The sequence below is a fragment of the Phenylobacterium sp. genome (genome assembly GCF_037189685.1).
GTDB lineage: Bacteria > Pseudomonadota > Alphaproteobacteria > Caulobacterales > Caulobacteraceae > Phenylobacterium.
The window spans coordinates 1-21,943 of the sequence record NZ_JBBCIT010000034.1 but is presented as its reverse complement, the minus strand read 5'-3'; the positions used below and the strand labels follow the sequence as shown (position 1 = coordinate 21,943).

General features: G+C 69.4%; 18 protein-coding genes and 3 tRNA genes. 10 read left to right on the top strand and 11 right to left on the bottom strand.

The genetic code is table 11. The features are described 5' to 3' along the window. Window positions 1-7 precede the first annotated feature (7 nt). Entirely contained in the window at window positions 8-1,078 is a 1,071-nt protein-coding gene (locus WG212_RS19280) for a serine hydrolase domain-containing protein (protein WP_337188741.1), read from the bottom strand. A 142-nt stretch (window positions 1,079-1,220) separates the two neighbouring features. Between WG212_RS19280 and WG212_RS19275 the strand changes: the two genes are divergently transcribed. From WG212_RS19275 to WG212_RS19265, 3 genes are all read left to right on the top strand, one after another. Continuing rightward, window positions 1,221-1,991, top strand: coding sequence for a class II aldolase/adducin family protein (locus tag WG212_RS19275; RefSeq protein WP_337188740.1), 771 nt, complete (start codon window positions 1,221-1,223; stop codon window positions 1,989-1,991). A gap of 186 nt (window positions 1,992-2,177) precedes the next feature. After that, the gene (locus tag WG212_RS19270; protein ID WP_337188739.1) at window positions 2,178-3,371 is read left to right on the top strand and encodes an efflux RND transporter periplasmic adaptor subunit; all 1,194 of its coding nucleotides are present in this window, start codon (window positions 2,178-2,180) and stop codon (window positions 3,369-3,371) included. Next, entirely contained in the window at window positions 3,371-6,604 is a 3,234-nt protein-coding gene (locus WG212_RS19265) for an efflux RND transporter permease subunit (RefSeq protein WP_337188774.1), read from the top strand. Before WG212_RS19270 ends, WG212_RS19265 begins: the two co-directional genes overlap by 1 nt. 212 nt (window positions 6,605-6,816) lie before the next feature. Here WG212_RS19265 and WG212_RS19260 read toward each other — a convergent pair whose 3' ends face one another. From WG212_RS19260 to WG212_RS19250, 3 genes are all read right to left on the bottom strand, one after another. Beyond that, window positions 6,817-7,299, bottom strand: a complete 483-nt coding sequence (locus WG212_RS19260; RefSeq protein ID WP_337188738.1) for a cytochrome c family protein — start codon at window positions 7,297-7,299, stop codon at window positions 6,817-6,819. Window positions 7,300-7,366: 67 nt separating this feature from the next. Then, window positions 7,367-7,831, bottom strand: a complete 465-nt coding sequence (locus tag WG212_RS19255) for a YaiI/YqxD family protein (RefSeq protein WP_337188773.1) — start codon at window positions 7,829-7,831, stop codon at window positions 7,367-7,369. Window positions 7,832-7,846: 15 nt separating this feature from the next. Then, window positions 7,847-7,922 (bottom strand) — tRNA-Thr (locus WG212_RS19250). Window positions 7,923-8,100: 178 nt separating this feature from the next. Here WG212_RS19250 and WG212_RS19245 point away from each other — a divergent pair. After that, a complete protein-coding gene (locus WG212_RS19245) occupies window positions 8,101-9,522 on the top strand; it encodes an amidase (protein WP_337188737.1) in 1,422 nt (473 codons plus the stop codon). Window positions 9,523-9,775: 253 nt separating this feature from the next. Here the strand turns inward: WG212_RS19245 and WG212_RS19240 are convergent, their stop codons facing one another. The 4 genes from WG212_RS19240 to WG212_RS19225 all read right to left on the bottom strand — a co-directional run bounded on the left by WG212_RS19240 (window position 9,776) and on the right by WG212_RS19225 (window position 13,743). Beyond that, on the bottom strand, window positions 9,776-10,564 hold the full coding sequence (locus tag WG212_RS19240) for an ABC transporter permease (protein ID WP_337188736.1): 789 nt from the start codon (window positions 10,562-10,564) through the stop codon (window positions 9,776-9,778). 10 nt (window positions 10,565-10,574) lie between these two features. Further along, complete coding sequence (locus WG212_RS19235) at window positions 10,575-11,459, bottom strand: ABC transporter permease subunit (RefSeq protein ID WP_337188735.1); 885 nt, start codon at window positions 11,457-11,459, stop codon at window positions 10,575-10,577. Next, a complete protein-coding gene (locus WG212_RS19230; RefSeq protein WP_337188734.1) occupies window positions 11,456-12,532 on the bottom strand; it encodes an ABC transporter ATP-binding protein in 1,077 nt (358 codons plus the stop codon). The genes WG212_RS19235 and WG212_RS19230 overlap by 4 nt, the downstream gene beginning before the upstream one ends. Before the next feature lie 83 nt (window positions 12,533-12,615). Continuing rightward, a complete protein-coding gene (locus WG212_RS19225) occupies window positions 12,616-13,743 on the bottom strand; it encodes a polyamine ABC transporter substrate-binding protein (RefSeq protein WP_337188733.1) in 1,128 nt (375 codons plus the stop codon). A 72-nt stretch (window positions 13,744-13,815) separates the two neighbouring features. On the opposite strand from WG212_RS19225, the gene WG212_RS19220 reads away from it, so the two are divergent. Continuing rightward, complete coding sequence (locus tag WG212_RS19220; protein ID WP_337188732.1) at window positions 13,816-14,169, top strand: DMT family protein; 354 nt, start codon at window positions 13,816-13,818, stop codon at window positions 14,167-14,169. Between the two features lie 57 nt (window positions 14,170-14,226). Here WG212_RS19220 and WG212_RS19215 read toward each other — a convergent pair whose 3' ends face one another. Then, window positions 14,227-14,691: a hypothetical protein gene (locus WG212_RS19215; RefSeq protein WP_337188731.1), complete on the bottom strand. Its 465-nt coding sequence runs from the start codon at window positions 14,689-14,691 to the stop codon at window positions 14,227-14,229. Window positions 14,692-14,884: 193 nt separating this feature from the next. Between WG212_RS19215 and metG the strand changes: the two genes are divergently transcribed. Next, window positions 14,885-16,693 (top strand): methionine--tRNA ligase, encoded by a 1,809-nt coding sequence (metG, locus tag WG212_RS19210; RefSeq protein WP_337188730.1) that lies wholly within the window; start codon window positions 14,885-14,887, stop codon window positions 16,691-16,693. 110 nt (window positions 16,694-16,803) lie between these two features. Continuing rightward, window positions 16,804-18,975 (top strand): TonB-dependent receptor, encoded by a 2,172-nt coding sequence (locus tag WG212_RS19205; protein ID WP_337188729.1) that lies wholly within the window; start codon window positions 16,804-16,806, stop codon window positions 18,973-18,975. Between the two features lie 39 nt (window positions 18,976-19,014). Here the strand turns inward: WG212_RS19205 and WG212_RS19200 are convergent, their stop codons facing one another. Together WG212_RS19200 and rlmB are read right to left on the bottom strand one after the other, a co-directional pair. Further along, window positions 19,015-19,749: a TerC family protein gene (locus WG212_RS19200; protein ID WP_337188728.1), complete on the bottom strand. Its 735-nt coding sequence runs from the start codon at window positions 19,747-19,749 to the stop codon at window positions 19,015-19,017. Window positions 19,750-19,789: 40 nt separating this feature from the next. Continuing rightward, the gene (rlmB, locus tag WG212_RS19195; protein ID WP_337188727.1) at window positions 19,790-20,485 is read right to left on the bottom strand and encodes a 23S rRNA (guanosine(2251)-2'-O)-methyltransferase RlmB; all 696 of its coding nucleotides are present in this window, start codon (window positions 20,483-20,485) and stop codon (window positions 19,790-19,792) included. Between the two features lie 298 nt (window positions 20,486-20,783). Here rlmB and WG212_RS19190 point away from each other — a divergent pair. The 3 genes from WG212_RS19190 to WG212_RS19180 form a co-directional block, all read left to right on the top strand. After that, a tRNA-Tyr gene (locus WG212_RS19190) sits at window positions 20,784-20,870 on the top strand. Between the two features lie 176 nt (window positions 20,871-21,046). After that, window positions 21,047-21,120: transfer RNA gene (locus WG212_RS19185), tRNA-Gly, on the top strand. Between the two features lie 42 nt (window positions 21,121-21,162). Next, a partial coding sequence (locus WG212_RS19180; protein WP_337188726.1) for an elongation factor Tu occupies window positions 21,163-21,943 on the top strand: 781 nt, incomplete at its 3' end.

Genomic DNA, 21,943 nt, shown 5'->3' with positions numbered 1-21,943 from the left:
CGCGAAGTCAGGCCTTCAGAGCCCCGACGACCCCGGCCAGCAGTTCGGGCAGCATCGCCTCGGAACCCGGCGGGTCGCCCTGGCGCACCACCACCAGGTCGCGGGAGGGGACCACCATCACCGCCTGTCCGCCGGCCCCCAGGGCCGCGAAGGCGTCGGGCGGCGAACCCGGGAACCTCAGGCCGGGATGGCGGCCCTGGGCGTCCACGCCCGGTCGGCTGTTCACCCACCACAGGAGGCCATAGGCGGGGTTCAACGCCTGCGACGGGCTGATCATGGCCTCGATGAAGGCCGGAGCGACCAGGCGCCGGCCGCGCCACACCCCGCCCTGACGTGCGAAGAGGCCGAAGCGAGCGAGGTCGCGCGCGGACGAGACCGCTGTGTAGTAGTTCGTGACCGTTCCCGCCGAACCCCGCCCGGGGTTCGTGAGCCAGGTCGTGTGCGAAAGGCCCAGGGGGTCCAGCAGGCGGCGGCGGGCATAGGCCTCGAAAGGCTGACCTGTCGCGCGCGCCAGGATGTGGAACAGAAGATGATAGGCGGCGGTGTTGTATCGCCAGGTCGTCCCGGGCGCGGCCTTCAGCGGCGCCGCGATGTTGAGGGCATATTGGTCGCCGACGATGTTGCGCAGGGCCAGGCCCGTGTCGTCGAGGCCCGACGTCATGCTGAGCAGGTGCCGCAGGGTGATTGCGGCGCGCGGGCCGTCCCGCCATTCCGGGGCGAAGTCCGCCACGGCCTGGTCCAGACCGCGGAGATGGCCGTCGTCGAGGGCCATGCCGGTCAGCACGGCCAGCATGCTCTTCCCGACCGACGCGACTTCCAGGCTGCGCTCCACGCCCCAGCCGGGAGCGTAGCGCTCGGCGACGATCCGGCCGCCGCGGAGCGCCAGGACGGCGCGGCTCCGGCGGGCCATGGCCGTCTCGATCGCCGTGGTGAGCCGCTCGGCGTCGAAGCCGGCCTCCGTGGGCGGCTGCATCGTCCATTCGGGATCGACACCGTCGGAGCCGCCCGCGAGGGCCGGGCCGGCGGCCGTGGCGGCGACGGCTGCGAGAAAGGCGCGGCGATGTGTTCGGTCGCTCATCGGTTCCTCTGGGGATCGGCCGGCTGCGGTCGAGGGGGTTCGTCCTAGGGCATCGGCGTCGCCGCGGATAGGTCGGAGCGCTTGACGCTGGGGCTGCGCGGCGCGACCCTGAGTGAACAATGATCATCAGGGGAGAACGGTCATGGCGGACGGTTCTGTCGTCAGCGTCGCGTCGCTCAAGGGAAAGGTCAGCGCTGAGGAATGGCAGGCCCGCGTGGATCTCGCGGCCCTCTATCGCCTGGTTGCGCTCTACGGCTGGGACGACCTGATCTACACTCACATCTCGGCCCGGATTCCAGGGCCGGAACACCATTTCCTGATCAATCCGTACGGCATGCTGTTCGAGGAGATCACCGCCTCGTCCCTGGTGAAGATCGACCTCGACGGCAACATCCTCCAGGAGACGCCCTACTTCATCAACCCGGCGGGCTTCACCATCCATTCCGCGATCCACGCCGCGCGCGAGGACGCCAAGTACGTCATGCACCTGCATTCCGACGACGGGGTGGCGGTGGCCGCCCACGCAGAGGGCCTGCTACCGCTGTCGCAGCACGCGCTGATCGTCCTCCCGCGGCTGGCCTACCACGACTATGAAGGCATCGCCCTCAACCACGACGAGCGCGAACGCCTGGTGGCCGACATCGGCGAGAAGACCCTGATGCTTCTGCGCAATCACGGCACGCTTTCGGTCGGCGACACGGCGGCGAACTGCTGGGTGGGCATGTACTACCTGGAGCGCGCCTGCACGATGCAGGTGAGGGCGTTGTCCGTAGGCCGCGAACGGGTGCTGATCGCCCCGGACGCCGCCCAGGCCGAGGTGAAGTCGCAGGTCGCGCGGGGAATCGGTGGCGGTCTCGCCTGGCCCGGCTGCTTGCGGAAGCTGGATCGGGAGCTTCCGGGTTACGACGCCTGAGCCAGCCGGACCCGATTGCAAGGGCGCCTCGCCGTTAGGCGCCCGTTTGCGTTTCGGGGCCAAGTTTCAGGGCCGAAACCTTGAGCCATCCTGCTGTCATCCGATCGCGTGTATTGAGCGGTCTGTTCTACGATTTCCAATTGCACCTGCAGCGCCGCGATCCTCGCGGCGACGGAGCCCTCCGGTTTGATAAGACGCCACTTCTTCCTCGCCGCCGCGCTCGTGGTGCTGGCCGTCATGGTCGTGGTCGGCGGCCTGAAGGTGCTGGGCCGTGCTGATGGCGGCTCGGGCGGCGGAGGCGCGCCCATGGCCAAGGGCGGAGGGGGCGGCTTCGGCGGTCCGGCGCTGGTCACCGTCGCGACGGTGGAGCCCAGGGTCTTCGAGGACACCATCGAAGTCCTGGGGGTGGCCAAGGGCCGGCAGTCGGTCACGCTCACGGCCGCCGCGACGCAACTGGTGGACAAGGTGCGTTTCCGGGACGGTCAGCGGGTTCCTCAGGGCGCGGTCCTGGTCGAGCTCCGCGACACCGAGCAGAGCGCCGGCGCCGCCCAGGCGGAAGCCCGCCTGCTCGAGGCGCGGCGTGCGTACGACCGCTACAAGACCCTGGGCGAGCAGGGATGGGCCTCCAAGGCGCAGGTCGATCAGTACGAAGCCGCCTGGCGTGCGGCGCAAGCCGACGTGGCCGCCGCCAAGGCCCGCCAGAACGACCGGATCATCCGCGCGCCGTTCTCCGGCGTGGTCGGCCTGTCGGACGTCGCGCCCGGCGCGCTGGTCAATCCCGGGGCGCCTATCGTGACGCTGGACGACACCTCTGTGATCCGCGTCGACTTCCAGGTGCCCGAGCGCTACCTGGGCCAGCTTCGCCAGGGGCAGACGCTCCTCGCCGCCGCCGACGCCTTCCCCGGCGAGACGATTTCCGGCCGGATCGCCCAACTCGACACTCGGGTCGACGAGCGCACCCGCGCCATCACGGCGCGCGCCGAGTTTCCCAATGCGTCGGGCCGCCTCAAGCCCGGCATGCTGATGCGCGTCGGCGTGTCGCGCGGCCAGCGCACCACGCCCAGCGCGCCGGAATCGGCGGTGTCGGTCCAGGGCGACTCGGCGTTCGTCTACGTCCTGCAGCAGCAGGGCGAGCGTATGATGGCCGAGCAACGGCCGATCGTCACCGGCGTGCGGCAGCAGGGTTTCGTGGAGATCGTCGACGGCGTGCGGGCGGGTGAGCGCCTGGTGGCCGACGGACTCAACAAGATACAGCCCGGCCAGCCCGTACGCGTCGCCGGGACCCCCGGCGCGGGCGGCGCGCCAGGTCAGGCGCCGGCGGCTTCGCCCGCCTCCTACCCGCAAGGGACGCGGCCTGCCGCCGCGCGTCCCGCGGCATGATGCTTTCCGACATCTCGGTCCGGCGCCCGGTCTTCGCGGCCGTTGCGGCGATCATCCTGTGCGTGGTGGGCTTTGCGTCCTACACCTCGCTCACGGTGCGCGAGCTGCCCAGCGTCGACCCGCCCGTGGTCGGCATCTCGACCACCTATCGCGGCGCCTCCGCGGAAGTGATCGAAGAGCGGATCACCGAGGTGATCGAACGCCAGGTCGCGGGCCTCGAGGGGATCGACCGGGTCAACTCGGCCTCACGCGACGGCTCGTCGCGGATCAACATCTCGTTCAAGCTGGACCGCGATCTCGATGCGGCGGCCAACGACGTCCGCGACGCCGTGAGCCGCGTGGCGGCGATTTTGCCCGAACAGGCTGACCCGCCGCAGATTCAGAAGGCGAACGCCGACGCGTCGCCGATCATGTTCCTCAACTTCACCTCGCCGAACATGAACCGGCTGCAGCTCTCGGACTACGCCGAGCGCTACCTCGTGGAGCGCATCTCCACCGTGCCGGGCGTGGCCAACGTCGGCGTGGGCGGGGCCCAGCTCTACTCCATGCGTATCTGGCTCGATCCGGATGCGATGGCGGCCCGGGGCATCACGGTGGAGGACGTCGAGGCGGCGCTCAGCAGTCAGAACGCCGAGCTTCCCGCGGGTTCGCTCGAGGCCGCGGACAAGGACTTCACGATCCGTGTGGCGCGCAGCTACGCCACGCCGGAACAGTTCGCGCGGATGCCGATTACGCCCTCGCGGACCGCATCGGCCAGCCAGGCCTCGGCCGCGCTGGGCGGTTCGGCCGCCACGGCGGGGGCCGCCCAGGGGACGACACGCTCGATCACTCCGGCAAGCGCGGCCCAGAGCTACATCACGCGGCTTGGCGACATCGCCCGGGTGGAGGAAGGCGCCGACGAGCGCCGCCGCCTGTTCCGCATGAACGGCCGCGACATGGTGGGCATCGCCATCTTCCGGCAGAGCCTGGCCAACGACCTCGAGATCTCGGAAGGCGTCCGCGCCGCGATCGAGGAGATCAATCCCGGCCTGCCCCAGGGCGCCCGGCTGGCCGTCTCCGTGGACTATACCGAGTTCACCCGGCACGCGATCGACGAGGTCTGGTGGACCATGCTGATCGCCCTTTGCGCCGTGGCCCTGGTGAATTTCCTGTTCCTGGGCACCCTGCGCGCGGCGCTGATCCCCTCGCTGGTGGCGCCGATCTGCCTCCTGTCGACGTTCATCGTCCTGGCGCCGCTCGGATTCTCCATCAACCTCCTGACGCTGCTGGCGCTCGTCCTGGCCATCGGCCTCGTGGTCGATGACGCCATCGTGGTGGTCGAGAACATCCAGCGGCGTATCGACGAGGGCGAACCGCCGATCGTGGCCGCCCAGCGTGGAGCACGGCAGGTGTTCTTCGCGGTGGTGGCGACCACCATCGTCCTGATCTCGGTGTTCGCGCCGCTGATGTTCCTGCCCGGCTTCATCGGCCGGCTGTTCGTGGAACTGGCCGTCGCCGTCGCCGCCGCCGTGGCGTTCTCGGCGCTCCTCGCGCTATCCCTGTCCCCGATGCTGGCCTCCAAGCTGCTGCGGCCGGCCAAGGGGGAGGGTTTCGTCGCCCGCAAGGTCGATGCGGCCATGCATCGGCTCCGGACGTCCTACCACGCCTCGCTGGAAAGCCTGCTGGGCAAGCGTATCGCGTCGGCCGGCGCGTCGGCCGTCGTGGTTCTCCTCAGCCTGGCGGCGGTCGGGGTCTTCTCCGTGCTGCCGCGCGAACTGACGCCCGAGGAAGACCGTCGGCGCGCCATGATCATGATCTCGGGGCCGGAGGGCGCGGGCTTCGACTATACCCTCAGAGCCGCGCAACAGGTCGAGGGCGTCCTGAACCGCTATGTGAGCGAAGGCGTGCTGGAGCGGTACGTCTTCTCCATGCCGCGCTTCGGCAACAACTCCTTCAACACCGGCGGCGGCAACGCGATCCTCTCGACCGAGACCAAGGTCACGGCGCCCGAGCTGGCGGCGCGCCTGAACGGGGAGCTTTCGTCGGTGACGTCGGTCCGCGCCATCGTCAGCGCCGAGGGCGGCCTCCAGCGCGGCGGACCGGGCGGCGGCGGGGGCGGCTCCAGCTTCTCGCTGATCGCGACGGGAACCGACTATCCCGAGATCGCGCGCTGGATCCAGCCCCTGCTGGTCGCGGCGCAGAACAATCCCGGCCTTGCCCGTCCACGCCTGGACTATGAGCCGACAAGCCCGCGGGTGGTCGTCAACATCGACCGCGAGAAGGCCGCCGCCCTGGGCGTCTCCTCCCAGGCCGTGGGGCGTGTCCTGGAGACGATGTTCGGATCGCGGCGCGCCACCACCTACATCAAGAACGGCCAGGAGTACGACGTGCTCCTCCAGACCGAGCGGGAGCACCGGCAGACCGAGGCCGACCTCGAGAAGCTCTATGTCCGCGCAGCCTCCGGCGCGATGGTGCCGCTGGCCTCGGTGGTCACGACCCAGGTCCGCGGCGACACGCCCGACCGCTCGCGGGTCGATCGCCTGCGCTCGATCTCGCTCAACGCCCAGCTCAACCCGGGCTACAGCATGGGCGAGGCCATCGCCTTCTTCCGCGCCGAGGCGGCCAAGCAGGACGGCGCCATCACGATCAAGTGGGGCGGCGGGGCGCGCGACTACCTGGAGGCCTCGGGGTCCGTGGGGCTGGCGTTCGCCATGGCGTTGCTGCTCGTCTTCCTCGTGCTGGCCGCCCAGTTCGAGAGCTGGATCCATCCCGCCGTCATCATGCTCACGGTGCCCGTGGCGGCCGTCGGCGGGTTGTTCGGCCTGCTGATCGCCGACAGTTCGATCAACACCTACAGCCAGATCGGCCTGATCATCCTGATCGGCATCGCCGCCAAGAACGGCATCCTGATCGTGGAGTTCGCCAATCAGCTCCGCGACGAGGGCCTGTCGATCCGCGAGGCCGTGATCGAGAGCGCCAGCCTGCGACTGCGGCCGATCATCATGACGTCCATCGCTTCGGCGGCCGGCGCGGTGCCGCTGATCCTTTGGGGTGGCGCCGGCGGCGAGGCGCGGCGGACCATCGGCGTGACCATCTTCTTCGGGGCGATCTTCGCCATGATGGTCACGCTGTTCATCGTGCCGGTGTTCTACAACATGCTGGCGCGCTTCACGAAGTCGCCGATGGCCACGGCCCGGCGTATCGAGGCGTTCGAAGAGGCCGAGAAGGCCCGGGTCGCCAACGCCGCGGAATAGGCGCGGACGCGGCGCCTCCCGGCCGGCGCCAGGGAACCTGGATCAAAGGGGGTGTCAGGTCCCTGGGCCCGGCCGGCTGCGGTCGCGCAGCCTTTCGGAAGGGTGTCCGCGCAGATGCTCGTCTGTGGACACGGCAAGAATGCGCACGCCTTGCATTCTCGTCAAGGTTGTCTCGTCCGAAATTCGTCGGAAAGCGGTGCGACGTCGGGAGGCTATTGGGCGCGGTAGCCGGTCTCGACCATGACGTAGGCGATCAGGTCGGCGCGATCCTTGGGGTCATGCACGCCCGCGAACGACATCTTGGTGCCGGGCACATAAGTCTGGGGTTTGTCGAGCCAGTTGTCGAGATGGGTGGCGTCCCAGATGAAGCCGGTGGCCTTCAGGGCGTCGGAATACCTGTAGCCAGCCTTGCTGGCGGCGGGTTGGCCGAACACGCCGTGCAGGTTGGGACCGGTCATGTTGGCGCCGCCCTCGGTGACCGTGTGGCACGACTGGCACAAGGCGAACTTGGCCTTGCCGTTGGCCAGGTCGGCCGTGTTGTAGGGCGCGGGATAGGCGGCCAGGATCGCCTGCTTCTCGGCGTCGGTCAGCTTCGGCGCCGGCGCGGCCGCGCTGCCGGCCTTCTCCGGGGACTGCCCGCACGCCGCCGCCAGGACGGTCAGGGCTGCGGCGGCGAGGATCGGTCCCGGGCGCATGGTCAGGCTCTCCAGAAGGGGTGTTGCGACGCTAGTTAGCGCCTGCCCCTGCCGATGCAAGGGCGCTTCAGCGTCGGGTCCGCCGGATGCGGTTCACCGTCTCGTCCAGCGCCTGCAGGAAGCGCGAACGGTCGGCCGGGGAGAACGGAGGCGGCCCGCCCGTGGTCTCGCCGGTCGAACGGATATGCTCCATGATGGACCGCTGGGCCAGCGCCGATCCGATGGAGTCGACGGTGAAGGCCCGCCCGTTCGGCGCGATGGCCGCGCCCCCGGCCTTCAGCACCCGGTCGGCCAGGGGGATGTCGTTGGTGACGGCGATGTCGCCGGGCTGCGTCTCTCCGGCGATCCAGTCGTCGGCGACGTCCGGTCCGGCATCCACCACCCGCAGCTCGATCAGCGGCGAGGCGGGGACGCGGATGAAGCTGTTGGCCACCACGAACACCTTGAGGCCGTAGCGAGCGGCGACCCTGTAGGTCTCGTCCTTCACCGGACAGGCGTCGGCGTCGATGAAGATGCGCATTGTCGCCGCCAGGAGGCCGGGTTGGGATGGTGCCGGATGCAGGACTCGAACCCGCGACCTTCGGTTTACAAAACCGCTGCTCTACCAGCTGAGCTAATCCGGCGTCGTCGATGCGCGCCCCGATGCCATGCGGGCGGGCCAGGGGCAAGCCTCGGTCGAGCCAGCCCTCGGGGGCCAGGCCCGGGGACCGCGCGATGCGCGGCCCGTCGGGAGGACTCGCCGGACCGCTGCCAGGCGTTATGGTTCGGGCCGGGACCGGGACAAGGTCGGGAGGAGACACCATGCGTTTCGACGAGTATCGGGCGCACGACGCCGTGGGCCTGGCGGCCCTGGTGGCCGGGGGCGAGGCGACGGCGGGCGAACTGCTGGATGTGGCGGTCGCCCGCATGGCCGAGGTGAATCCGAAGATCAACGCGGTGACCCGCGACATGACCGACATCGCCCGCGCACAGCTACCCCTATCCGGGCCACCGGCCTCCGGGCCGCTGGCGGGCGTGCCCTATCTGCTGAAGGACCTGGGCTCGCACTGGGGCGGAGTTCCGACGACGTTCGGTTCGCGCCTGTTCGCCGACGTGCCGGCGGCGGCGGACAGTTCGATGACCCGGCTCTACCGGATGGCCGGCCTCAACATCTTCGGCAAGACCAACACGCCGGAGTTCGGCATCTGGCCGGTGACCGAGCCGCACCTGCTGGGCGCCTGCCGCAATCCCTGGGACCTGTCGCGCACGCCGGGCGGCTCGTCCGGCGGGGCCGCGGCCGCCGTGTCGGCGGGGATCGTGCCGGCCGCGCACGCCACGGACGGCGGCGGTTCGATCCGCATTCCGGCGGCCTGCTGCGGCCTGTTCGGGATGAAGCCCTCCCGGGGGCGCGTCTCGTTCGCCCCCGCGGGTGAGGGCTGGGCGGGCGCTTCGATACCTCATGCCGTGACGCGTTCGGTGCGGGACAGCGCCGTTCTCCTGGACGCGACGTGTGCGCCGCAGCCGGGCGATCCCTACTTCCTGGCGCCGCCCGAACGCCCCTATGCGCAGGAGGTGGGGCGCGACCCGGGCAAGTTGCGCATCGGCTTCACCGACAAGGCGCTGACCGTGGGCGCCGCGCTGGATCCCGAGGTGGCCGAGGCCGTGCGCGACGTCGCCCGCCTGTGCGAGGGTTTGGGCCATCGCGTCGAGCCGGTGGAGCTGCCCGGAGATCACGCCGCCATGCAGGCGGCGGCGCGCACGATCCTGTGGGCGAGCGTGGCGGCCAGCATCGACGCCGAGTGCGAGCGGCGGGGCCGGCCGCTGGCGGAGGACGAGATCGAACCCGCGACCCACGGCATCTACCGCCGGGGCAAGGCAACCACAGGCCCCGAGTACGTCCGCGCGGTGCAGGTCGTCCACGCCTACGGGCGGGCGGCTGCGCAGGTGTTCGAGCGCTGCGATGTCTTTCTGCTGGCCACCCTGGGTCGGCCGGCCATCCCCCTGGGCCATCTGTTCGAGGACCCGAAGCGGACGGTCGAGCGGCTGTTCGGCTATATGCCCAACACCCAGGCCTTCAACAATTCGGGCCAGCCGGCCATGACCGTCCCCCTGGCCTGGAGTTCCGACGGCCTGCCCATCGGCATCCAGTTCGTCGCGCCCACGGGCGACGAGAGCACGCTGTTCCGGCTGGCTGGGCAGCTGGAGGCGGCGCGCCCCTGGTTCGATCGCGTGCCGCCACTGTAGGCCGCGGCTTTGCGTAGAGGCCGTTCGTCACAGGCGCCGGCATTGCCCGCCTCTTGCACCCCACGGGCCACAGGCCGGATGTTTGTGTCGAGACGGGACGCAGCATCCGGCGGCCCGGCAGCATGGGGGTGCGGCCGGGCGACACGGCGTCCTTCGGGGGAAGGGCGCTGGCCCAGGCGGTCCGGCCGGTGGCGCGTAAGGGTCACAATGTCGCCGATCGGACCGCCTGAGGCGCGTGCGTCGATCTCGGAAGTCAGGCGCCGGCGCGGCGGCGCTGCTGGACAAGATAGGCGGCCACCACGCCGGTGGCGACGAGACCGATCAGCAGCGTGGAGACGGCGTTGACCTTCGGGTCCACGCCCAGGCGGACGGCGCTGTAGAGCCGCATGGGCAGGGTGGTTGCGCCGGGGCCGGACGTGAAGCTTGCGATCACCAGGTCGTCCAGCGAGAGCGTGAAGGCCAGCATCCAGGCCGCCGCCACCGCCGGTGCGATCCCGGGCAAGGTCACCAGCAGGAACGCTTTCCAGGGGGGGCAGCCCAGATCCTGGGCCGCCTCTTCCAGGGCAGGGTCGAAGGTGGCCAGTCGCGCCTGGATCACCACCGTGGCGTAGGCGAGGGTCAGGGTCGCGTGGCTCAGCGTGACGGTCCAGAAGCCGCGTGGCAGGCCCAGCGAGACGAACAGGAACAGCAGCGACAGGCCCAGGATCACCTCGGGCATCACCAGCGTGGCATAGACGCCGCCCGCCAGAGCCGTGCGGCCGCGGAAGCGCCCCCCGCGCACCAGGGCCACCGCCGCCATCGCGCCGACCAGGGTCGCCAGGGTGGCCGAGATGGCGCCGACGCGAAGGGTGACGCCGATGGCGTCCAGGAGCTGCTGGTCGCGGAAGAGGGCGGCGTACCACCGCGTGGAGAAACCGCCCCAGACCGCCACGGAGCGGCTGTCGTTGAAGGAGTAGATCACCAGCACGACGATGGGTGCGTAGAGGAACACCAGGCCCAGCGCCACCGAGGCGATGTTGAAGGCGGAGGGGCCCCGTCTCATGGACTCCGCCTCATTTCAGCACCTTCGACTGCTGGCGCTCGAAGAGCAGGATGGGGACGATCAGGGTGGCCAGCAGCACGATCGCCACGGCCGAGGCCGCCGGCCAGTCGCGGTTGGCGAAGAACTCGGTCCAGATCACCCGGCCGAGCATCAGGGTCTCGGAGCCCCCCATCAGGTCGGGGATCACGAACTCGCCGGCCATCGGAATGAAGCAGAGCAGGGCGCCGGCGCCGGCGCCGGGGATCGAGAGCGGCAGGGTCACGCGCCAGAAGGCCTGGAGCGGGGTTGCGCCCAGGTCCTGGGCCGCCTCGATCAGGCCGGCGTCCTGGCGCTCGAGCACCGCATACAGCGGCAGCACCATGAACGGCAGGTAGGCGTAGACGAGGCCCAGCAGGACCGCCGTCTCGCTGTTGAGGATGTCGACGGGCGACAGGCCGAGACCCCCCAGGGCCGCATTCAGGATCCCCGCCGGCTTCAGGATCGCGATCCAGGCGTAGATGCGGATCAGGAAGCTGGTCCAGAACGGCAGGATCACCGCCATCACCAGCGCCTCGCGCACGCCGGGCCGGCAGCGGGCTATGCCGTAGGCGATGGGATAGCCGATCAGCAGCAGCAGGCCCGTGCCGGTCGCCGCCAGCCTGAGGCTCGAAAGATAGGCGTCGAGATAGAGACGGTCCTTGACCAGCCGCGCATAGGTCTCGCCGTCCAGGCCGGCCAGGAAGGCGCGGAGGCCCTCGAAACCCTGGCTCCAGTCGATGCGCGGGGCGTAGGGCGGCATGGCGAGGACGCTGTCCGACAGCGAGAGCTTGGCCACCAGGGCGAAGGGGAAGGCGAAGAACACCGCCACCCACAGCAGCGGCAGGATGGCCGCCAGGCGGGACCGACCGCCGTTCATCGGGTGAGCACGATCGCGCTGCCGGGCTGGAAGGTGAGCCACACCGCGTCGCCGACGCCCAGCGGCCGGTCGAGCGCGCGGGTGGCGTTGGCGCGGGCGGCGCGCAGGGTGCGCCCGGAGGGCATCCGGACCATGTATGTCGTCCAGTCGCCCAGGTAGCCGTAGTCGTGGATCTCGCCGCGGACGAGGTTGGGCGCATCCGCCGCGACGCCGGCGGGCAGTTCGGTCAGGACGGCGATCTTCTCCGGGCGCACGGCCACCCAGGCGGTCTCGCCCACCGGACCCGCGCCCTCGGCCTCGAACAGGCCTTCGTCCGAGGCCAGCTTCACGCGGCCGGTCCCGGAGTGGGTGACCCGCGCCTCGAACAGGTTGATGTCGCCGATGAAGCCCGCGACGTAGCGGTCGGCCGGCGCCTCGTAGATCTCGGCCGGGCGGCCCACCTGGGCGATCCGGCCTTCGCGCATCACCGCGATGCGGTCGGCGACGACCATGGCCTCGTCCTGGTCGTGGGTGACGATCATGAACGTCATGCCCAGAGACTGCTGCAGCGACATCAGTTCGAACTGGGTCTCCTCGCGCAGTTTCTTGTCGAGGGCGGCCATCGGCTCGTCCAGCAACAGGATGCGCGGCCGGGGCGCGATGGCGCGGGCCAGGGCGACCCGCTGGCGCTGGCCGCCCGAAAGCTGGTCGATGCGCCGGCGGCCCAGGCCCTCCAGCCGCACCAGCGCCAGCATCTCTTCCACACGGGCCGCGGCCTCGGCCTTGCCCAGCCCCTGGCGCTTCAGGCCGAAGGCGATGTTCTGGGCGACATTCAGATGCGGGAACAGGGCGTAGGCCTGGAACATCATGTGGACCGGCCGCCGGTGGGGCGGGTCGTCCTGGATGTCGCGGCCCTCCAGCAGGATGCGGCCGGTGTCGGGCGCCTCGAAGCCGGCGAGCAGGCGCATGAGGGTGGTCTTGCCGCAGCCCGAGGGGCCGAGGAGCGCGAAGAATTCGCGCTCGTAGATGGACACGTCGACCGCGTCGACCGCCGTCACGCCACCGAACGTCTTCGACACGTGGTCGAAACGCACGAGAGGCCGCGCCGTGGGGTCCTCCCACGGCGCGAAGGTGTCGCGGATTCCCCCGATCGCTCCCCCGACTTGGGGCCGGACGCTCAACGTCCGGTCAGCACCCGGGTCCACTGGCGGTTCACCTCGCGCAGCAGCTCGGGGTCCTTGGTGGTGGTGACGAACAGGCGCTGGGCGACCTCGGGCGTCGGGTAGACGTTGGGATCGTTGCGGATCTCCTCATCCACCATTGGCGTCGCCGCGGTGTTGGCGTTGGCGTACTGGGTGAAGTTGGAGGCGCGGGCGATGACGTCGGGCCGCAGCATATAGGCCATGAACTTGTGGGCCGCCGCCGCGTTCGGCGCGTCGTTCGGGATGGTGAAGACGTCGAACCAGACCTGGCTGCCTTCCTTCGGAACGGCGTAGGCCACCTTGACCCCGTTCTTGGCTTCGTCGGCGCGGTCGCGCGCCTGCAGCACGTCGCCCGAGTAGCCGACGGCCACGCAGATGTCCCCATTGGCCAGGGCGTCGATGTATTCGGACGAATGGAATTTCCGCACCGAGGGGCGGACCTTCATCAGCATCTGGGTGGCGGCCTGGTAGTCGGCCGGCGAGGTCGAGTTGGGAGCCTTGCCGAGGTAGTTGAGCGCAACCGCGTACATGTCTTCGGACGCATCCAGGAAGTAGACGCCGCAGTCCTTCAGCTTCGCCAGGTTCGCCGGGTCGAACACCACGTTCCAGCTGTCGATCTTCACGCCAGGCAGGCGCTTGGCGACGGCGTCGATGTTGTAGCCGATGCCGACGGTGCCCTGCATGTACGGCACGGCGTACGCATGGCCCGGATCGAACGCCGCCAGATGCTCCATCAGGTCGGGCGAAAGCTTGTCGAGGCCGGGAAGCTGGGCCTTGTCCAGCTTCTGGATCGCGCCGGCGGTGATGTAGCGCGGCAGGTTGTGGTTCGAGGGGACGACCAGGTCGTAGCCCGTGCCGCCTTGCAGCATCTTGGTCTCGAGCACCTCGTTGGAATCGAAGGTGTCGTAGACGACCTTGATCCCGGTTTCCTTGGTGAACTCGGTCAGCAGTTCGGGGTCGATGTAGTCGGACCAGTTGTAGATGCGCAGCGTCGCGCCGGCCTTGTCGCCTTGCGGGCTGCATCCCGCGACGATCAGGCCCCCGGCCAGGGCCGCCGCCACGCCGGCGACCTTCCACCCGGCCAACTTCCACCACGACGTCATCTATGCGGTCCCCCAATCGTCGACGGGGCAGGTTATAGGTCGCTTCGAAGCCACGTTAAGCGCGAATCGACCATGACCGCCCCCTGGACTGCGATCACGCCAATCCTGCTTCTGATCGCCTCGAACGTGTTCATGACCTTCGCCTGGTACGGGCACCTGAAGATCGAGCGCGGGCCGCTCTGGGCCATCGTGATGGTGAGCTGGGGGATCGCGTTCTTCGAGTACTGGCTGGCCGTGCCGGCCAACCGCATCGGCCGGCAGGTCTACGACCCGGCCGAACTCAAGGCGATGCAGGAGGTCATCACCCTGGCGGTCTTCGCGGTCTTCTCGGTGGCTTACCTGGGCGAGAAGTTCACCCTGAACCACGCCGTAGGCTTCGGCTTCATCGCCCTGGGCGCGTTCTTCGTCTTCAAGGGACCGCTGTGAGAGCCGGAACGGCCCCGCCGCGGCGCGGCGGGGCGGCCCGAAGTCACCTGCCCGCCGTCACTTGCCTTCAGGCAGTATGGCGACGACCTCGTTGGTCTTGGAGATGAACTTCACCCCCTTCACCCGGCCGTCGGTGTACCTGTCCCAGGCGCTCTTCACCTCGACCGGGGTCGGGTCGGTCGCGCCGGGCGTGGCGGGCTTCTGGGCCACGACGTCGACCTCGTAGATCCCGTCGGGCGGCGTGGCCGCATACACCCGGGGCAGGAAGCCCACCTGGGTCCAGCCGGCGCCCTCGGTGGAGGCCTTGACCTCCAGGTCCACGCCGCCGCCCGACGCCGCCTTGACGCTGCCCGACTGGATCGAAAGGACCTGTTCCTGGCCGGCGTACATCGGCGCCTGCCGCGCCAGGGATTTCTTCGGGGCTTCGGCGGCCGGCGCGGACTGGGCGGCAGGTTCGCTCTGACCGCAGCCCGACAGGATGAAGCAGGCCGCAAGGCCTGCCGCCACGATGGACGTTCGCATGTCTTCCTCCCTCGGGGCGGACACATGAGATCGCTGGCGACTCGATAGGCCGCCGCTCGCCCCTCAGGCGAGTTTGACGCCATATGGGCCGTCGGCGCGAGTGTTTCTTGCAACGTCGGCTATGGCGATCCCCGGCACGGCCCTGTAAGCCGCGTGTCCTCACCGGCCACCAGAAGACCCTCGACCTACGCCCATGTCCCGTATCCTCATCACCTCGGCCCTGCCGTACATCAACGGGATCAAGCACCTCGGCACGCTGGCCGGTTCGATGCTGCCCGCCGACGTGTACGCCCGGTTCCAGAGGTCGCGGGGGCGCGAGACGCTCTATATCTGCGCGACCGACGAACACGGCACGCCTACCGAGCTGGCCGCCGCCGAGAAGGGCCAGGACCCGGCCACGTTCTGCGCCGAGCAGCATGACGTCCAGCATCGCCTGGGCCGGGCGTTCGGCCTGTCCTGGGACCACTTCGGCCGGACCTCTTCACCGCAGAACCGCCGGCTCACCCAGCAGTTCGCCCAGCAGCTCTGGGAAGCGGGTTTCATCGAGGAGCGGGTCACCCAGCAGGTGTATTCCAACGCCGACAGGCGCTTCCTGCCCGACCGCTATGTCATCGGGACCTGCCCGCACTGTGGGTACGAGGCCGCCCGCGGCGACCAGTGCGAGAACTGCACGCGCGTGCTGGACCCGGCTGATCTCCTGCACCCGCGTTCCGCGGTCTCCGGCTCGACGGACATCGAGATCCGCGGCTCCAAGCACCTGTTCCTGCGTCAGAGCGTCTTCGCCGACAAGCTGCGCAACTGGATCGACGGCAAGCGTGGCGCCTGGCCGCTGCTGGTCACCTCGATCGCGCTCAAGTGGCTGGATGAAGGCCTGCAGGACCGGGGCGTCACCCGCGACCTGGAATGGGGCGTGCCCGTGAACGCCCATGAGTGGGGCGCCAATCCCGACGGCCAGCTTCCCGACATCGAGGGCCTGGCCGGCAAGGTCTTCTACGTCTGGTTCGACGCGCCGATCGGCTATATCGGCGCGACCTGGGAATGGGCGGACGCCCGCGCCCAGGAAGCCGGGCAGGGGCCCGCGCCGGACGCCGCCTGGGAACGCTGGTGGCGCCAGCCCGAAGCGGCCGACGTGAAGTACGTCCAGTTCATGGGCAAGGACAACGTCCCCTTCCATACCGTCGGCTTTCCCTGCACGCTGCTGGGCGTCAACGAGCGGGTGGACGCCAAGGGGAACTGGGCGGTCGCCAACAATGCGCCGTGGAAGCTGGTGGACGAGCTCAAGGGCTTCAACTGGCTCGACTACTACGGCGGCAAGTTCTCGACCTCTCAGGGCCGAGGCGTCTTCATGGACCATGCGCTGGAGCTGCTGCCCGCCGACTACTGGCGCTGGTGGATCATGGCCAACGTCCCCGAGACCTCGGATTCCACCTTCGCCTGGGAGCAGTTCCGGGAGCAGGTGAACGCCGACCTGGCCGACGTGCTGGGCAACTTCGTCAACCGCATCTGCAAGTTCGCGGAGAGCCGGTTCGACGGCGTCGTGCCCGAGGGCGGCCAGCCGGGCGCGCTGGACGAGAAGCTCGAGGCCGACGTGCTCGCCAAACTGCGCGAGCTGACCGGGCACATGGAGGATCGCGAGTTCCGCAAGAGCGCGGCCGCGCTCCGCCAGCTCTGGGTGCTGGGCAACCAGTACCTGACCGAAGCCGCCCCCTGGACGGCCATCAAGACCGACCGCGACCGCGCGGCCGTGGCGGTGCGCTACGGCCTGAACCTGGCGGCCCTGTTCGCGCGGGTGTCCGAGCCCTTCATCCCGTTCGCGGCCGAAAAGATCGCCGACGCCCTGGGCCAGCCGTTCCCGGGGACCTGGCCGTCGCTGGACGGGGAGGGCGTGCTGTCGGCGCTCACGCCCGGCCAGCCGGTCCGCGCGCCCGAGGTGCTGTTCCGCAAGATCGAGGACACCCAGGCCGCCGAATGGCGCGAACGCTTCGGCGGTCCCGAGGCCTGAGGGCTTCAAAGATCAGCGATCTCTTGATTGCGAGTGGCTCGCAAAAACTTTGACGCCGGCTGCGAAGCTGTTACTGCGACTTATTCTTAGTCGCGAGTTGGGGATAATTCATGTCGAGTCCGTGTTTGCGGCGCGTCCTGCTGGGGACGAGCGCGCTGGCGTTTGTCGTGTTTGGTAGCCAGGCGGCCCTGGCGCAGGTGGCCGCGAGCGCCGCAGATCGTGGCGCGGACGCGTCCGCCGCGACCGAGGTCGACGCCTTGGTGGTGACCGCGGCCGGCTTCGAGCAGAAGCTGACCCAGGCGCCGGCCAGCGTCACCGTGCTGCCGCGGGTGGAGCTGGAGCAGATGCGGGCGACCAGCATCGCCGAGGCCCTGACCATGGTGGAGGGCGTCGACGTCGGCGGCGCGGTCGGCAAGACCGGCGGGCTGAACATCAACATCCGCGGGATGGGCAGCGACTACACCCTGATCCTGATCGACGGGCGGCGGCAGAACACCGCGGGCAGCGTCACGCCGAACGGCTTCGGCGAGACCTCGACCAGCTTCCTGCCGCCCATCGGCGCGATCGAGCGCATCGAGGTGGTGCGCGGCCCCGTCTCGACCCTGTACGGTTCGGACGCCATGGGCGGGGTGGTCAACATCATCACGCGCAAGGTGGGCGAGCGCTGGACCGGTTCGTTCACCCTGGACGGAACGCTGCAGGAGAACAGCGAGTTCGGGAACTTCTACGGCGGCAACGCCTATGTGACCGGCCCGGTGGCGCCGGGGCTTCTCGGACTGGCGCTGCGCGGGTCGTTCACGAACCGGCAGGCCTCGAAGCTGACCTTCGAGAACGTCGCCGGGGTGGACGCGCCGATCACCGGCTTCGGGCGCAGCGCCACGCGGGCTGAGCTGCGCAGCGCGGGTGGCCGTCTCACCCTGACCCCGCATCCGGACCACAACCTCTGGCTGGACGTGGACTGGGCCGAGCAGTGGTATGACAACTCCGCCTCCCAGCTCGGCACCAACACCACGGCGGGCGGCTATGCCGATGCGCTGGAGTTCAGCCGCACCCAGTATGTGCTGGCCCACGATTGGAAGCTGCCGTTCGGGGTGCTGGAGAGCAACATCTCGCGCGGCAAGACCGAGACCAAGGGGCGGATCATCCCCAACGGCGTCGCCGGCGCCGGGGGGCCCCGCACGCTGGAATCGGTGAACACGATCTTCGACTCCAAGCTCTTCTCTCGCTGGCGTAACCACACCTTCACGGTGGGGGGTCAGTACTGGGACGCCGAGATGGTCGACGGTGTCGCGCCGGCGCCGTTCGAGCATACCCAGTGGGCCCTGTTCGCCGAGGACGAGTGGCGCTTCACCGAAGGCCTGGCCCTGACCGTGGGCGCCCGGCGCGACGATCACAGCACCTTCGGCTCGCATTTCAGCCCGCGCGGCTATCTCGTGTGGAACGCCAACGAGAACTGGACGGTGAAGGGCGGCGTCAGCCAGGGCTTCAAGACGCCCCGGCTGGAACAGCTCGCCAGCGGCATCAACGGGTTCGGCAACCAGGGCCGGCTGCCGCTGATCGGGTCGCCGACGCTGAAGCCCGAGACGAGCACCAGCGTCGAGGCGGCGATCTACTTCGACAACCTGAATGGCTTCACCGCCAACGTCACGGCGTTCCACAACGACTTCAAGGACAAGATCGCGAGCGGCCAGCCGGTGGCGAACTGCAGCTTCGGCCTGACGCAGGCCCAGTATGACTCGGGCAGCGGCCGCCCGGCGGGCTGCACGGACGTGGGCTTCTTCCCCACGGTCGCGACGTTCGGCCAGAGCGTGAACATCGACAAGGCGGTCACGCGGGGGGTGGAGATCGCCTCGCGCTGGCGGTTCGCCGAGGACTGGAGCGTGCAGGCCAACTATACCTTCACGGACAGCGAGCAGAAGAGCGGCGCCTCCGCCGGCCTGCCCCTCACCGACACCCCGAAGCATATGCTGAACGGCGCCGTCCGCTGGACTGTGACCGACCGGCTGAACACCTGGGTCCGCGGCGAGTATCGCAGCAAGCGGTATCGGGGCGAGGGCGCGGCGCGCGCGGCGCTCGGCGACTACAAGGCCTATGCGGTGTTCCACCTCGGGGGATCGTTCGAGGTGCGGGAGAACGTCACCCTCAGCGCGACGATCTACAACGTGCTGGACAAGTACTTCGTCCGCCAGCTCCCGTACGGGACTCCCGTGGCCTATGCGCCGGAGTACACCAACAACCAGGAAGGCCGCCGGCTCTGGGTCTCCCTGAAGGTTGACTTCTGAGGCGGGCCGGGGCGCTCCGGATGGAGCGTCCCGGAGCCGTCAGTGCGCGAGGATCCGCGCCTCTTCCTCGGGCGTGATGTCCAGCGGGGCAGGCATCAGGGCGTTGTACGCCGGCGTCTGGCCCACATCGACCACGACGCTGCGGTGGCCTTCCCACATCATGTGCAGGGCCACGTACAGCACGATGAGCAGGCCGATGTAGCCGATCCAGCGATGCTTGTGCAGCAGGCGCGCGATCCAGGTCGCCGCCACGCCCATCAGCGCGATGGAGAGCAGCAGGCCGAAGACCAGGATGGCCGGATGCTCGCGCGCGGCGCCGGCCACGGCCAGCACGTTGTCCAGCGACATCGAGACGTCGGCGATCAGGATCTGGATGAAGGCGTCGCGGAACTTCTTCGGCTGGCGGACCGTGACGGCGGCCGACGGCTCGGTCGTCGGGTCGTCGTCCAGCACGGCCTCGGCGGCCGCCTCCTCGTGCACGGCCTGGTCGCGCAGCTCGCGCCACATCTTCCAGCAGACCCAGAGCAGCAGCAGCCCGCCGGCGAACAGCAGGCCCACGATGCCCAGGAGCTGGGTGGTGATCAGCGCGAAGCCGATCCGCAGCACCACGGCGGCGATCAGCCCGTAGAAGATCGCCCGCTTGCGCTGCTCGGGCGGCAGGCCGCCTGCGGCCAGGCCCACGGCCACGGCGTTGTCGCCGGCCAGGACCAGGTCGATCATCAGCACCTGGAGCAGGGCCGACAGGGCCGCGGGGGTCAGCAAGTCTGCGAACATCTCGCCTCCATGCGACAGCGTGGGCGCGGCTGCAACCTGTTCATCCCGCGCCCTGACCCTGGCGGGGCCGGGCGGCCTCGTACAGCGCGATCGCCGCTGCGGCCGAGACGTTCAGACTCTCGAAGCCGCCGGGCATGGGAATCCTCGCCAGCTCGTCGCAGTGCTCGGACACGAGGCGGCGCAGGCCGTCACCCTCCGATCCCATGACCAGCACCGTGGGAGAGCCGTCCAGGGCCGCGTCCAGCGTCCGCTCGGCCTCGCCGGCCAGGCCCACGGCCCGCCAGCCCAGGCGCGACAATTCCTCCAGCGCCCGGGACAGGTTCACGACCCTTGCGACGGGCGTCTTCTCCACCGCGCCCGCGGCGGCCTTGGCGAGGGCGCCGGTCAGTTTGGGCGCGTTGCGGTCCTGCAGGATCACGCCCGTCACGCCGAAAGCCGCGGCCGAGCGGAGGATCGCCCCCACGTTCTGTGGGTCTGTGACCTGATCCAGCATCAGCAGCACCGCGCCGGGGCGTACGTCGAAGTCGCCCAGATCGGTGTCCTCCAGGGGCGCGGGGCGCAGCGCGACGCCCTGGTGCACGGCGCCCTGTGGCAGCATCAGCCCGATCCGATGGGAATCGTGAAGCTCCAGGACGTCCAGGCGGCCGAAACGCGCCTCGATCTGCCGCGCCTTGTCGGGCGTCGCGGCCAGCCGGACCGGCGGGCCGCGACGGGGGTTGGCCAGCGCCGCTTCCACGGCGTGCCAGCCCCATAGCCAATCGTCGGCGGGAGGGGCGGCGCGGCGGTCGCCGCGAGGGCGGGAAGGGGGCTTCGCCTCTGCCCGGCCCTCGTGTTTCGCCGGGCTCCGGGGGGGCGATTTCCGGCCCTTTCGGGCGTCGTTGCGTTCGCGGGACGAGGCCACTATAAGACGCGCTCCGATTTGGGGCCCCTCGGCGGGCCGCCGCATTCTGGACGAGAGACCGGCGCTTTACGCTCCCCTCCCGCCCGGGCGGAAGCCTTTTCTCCGAAGGCCCCATTTTGGCTCCGGGCGCGCTGGGGGAATGTCCCGAGTGGCAAAGGGGGCGGACTGTAAATCCGCTGCTGTAATGGCTTCGTAGGTTCGAGTCCTACTTCCCCCACCACGCGTCGGAACGAGTTGAACCTGAGGAGATGCGGCGACCCCGCCCTCCGATCGCGTCGAAACGATCGGAATCTCGAGGCAAGGATCCGAGCCGGGCCCGCCCGGTCCCGATCGCTGAGAAGCGGTCGGAATCCTGAGCCGGGATCCGAACCGGGCTTGCCCGGCTCGGGGCTATCGGCGGGTATAGCACAATGGTAGTGCAGCAGCCTTCCAAGCTGAGGATGCGGGTTCGATTCCCGCTACCCGCTCCAGCTCCTTGACGCAGAAGTTTAAGCAACGCCGGCAGGACCCCGATGGCCAAAGAGAAATTCGAACGTAACAAGCCGCACTGCAACATTGGCACGATTGGTCACGTTGACCATGGGAAGACGACGCTGACGGCGGCGATCACGATGACGCTTGCGAAGGCGGGTGGCGCGAAGGCGATGAGCTACGCGGACATCGATGCGGCGCCGGAGGAGAAGGCGCGCGGGATCACGATCAACACGGCGCACGTGGAGTACGAGACGCAGAACCGTCACTACGCGCACGTGGATTGCCCGGGTCACGCGGACTACGTGAAGAACATGATCACGGGCGCGGCGCAGATGGACGGCGCGATCCTGGTGGTGTCGGCGGCGGACGGCCCGATGCCGCAGACGCGGGAGCACATCCTGCTGGCGCGTCAGGTGGGGGTGCCGGCGCTGGTGGTGTTCATGAACAAGGTGGACATGGTGGACGACGAGGAGCTGCTGGACCTGGTGGAGATGGAGGTCCGAGAGCTGCTGTCGAGCTACGAGTTCCCGGGCGACGACATTCCGATCGTGAAGGGTTCGGCGCTGAAGGCGCGGGAGGGCGATACGGGGGATCTGGGCGAGGCGGCGATACTGAAGCTGGCCGAGGCGCTGGATTCGTACATACCGACGCCGGAGCGAGCGGTGGACGGGGCGTTCCTGCTGCCGATCGAGGACGTGTTCTCGATTTCGGGCCGTGGCACGGTGGTGACCGGTCGTATCGAGCGCGGCACGATCAAGGTGGGCGAGGAAATCGAGATTGTGGGTATCCGCCCGACCCAGAAGACGACGGTGACGGGCG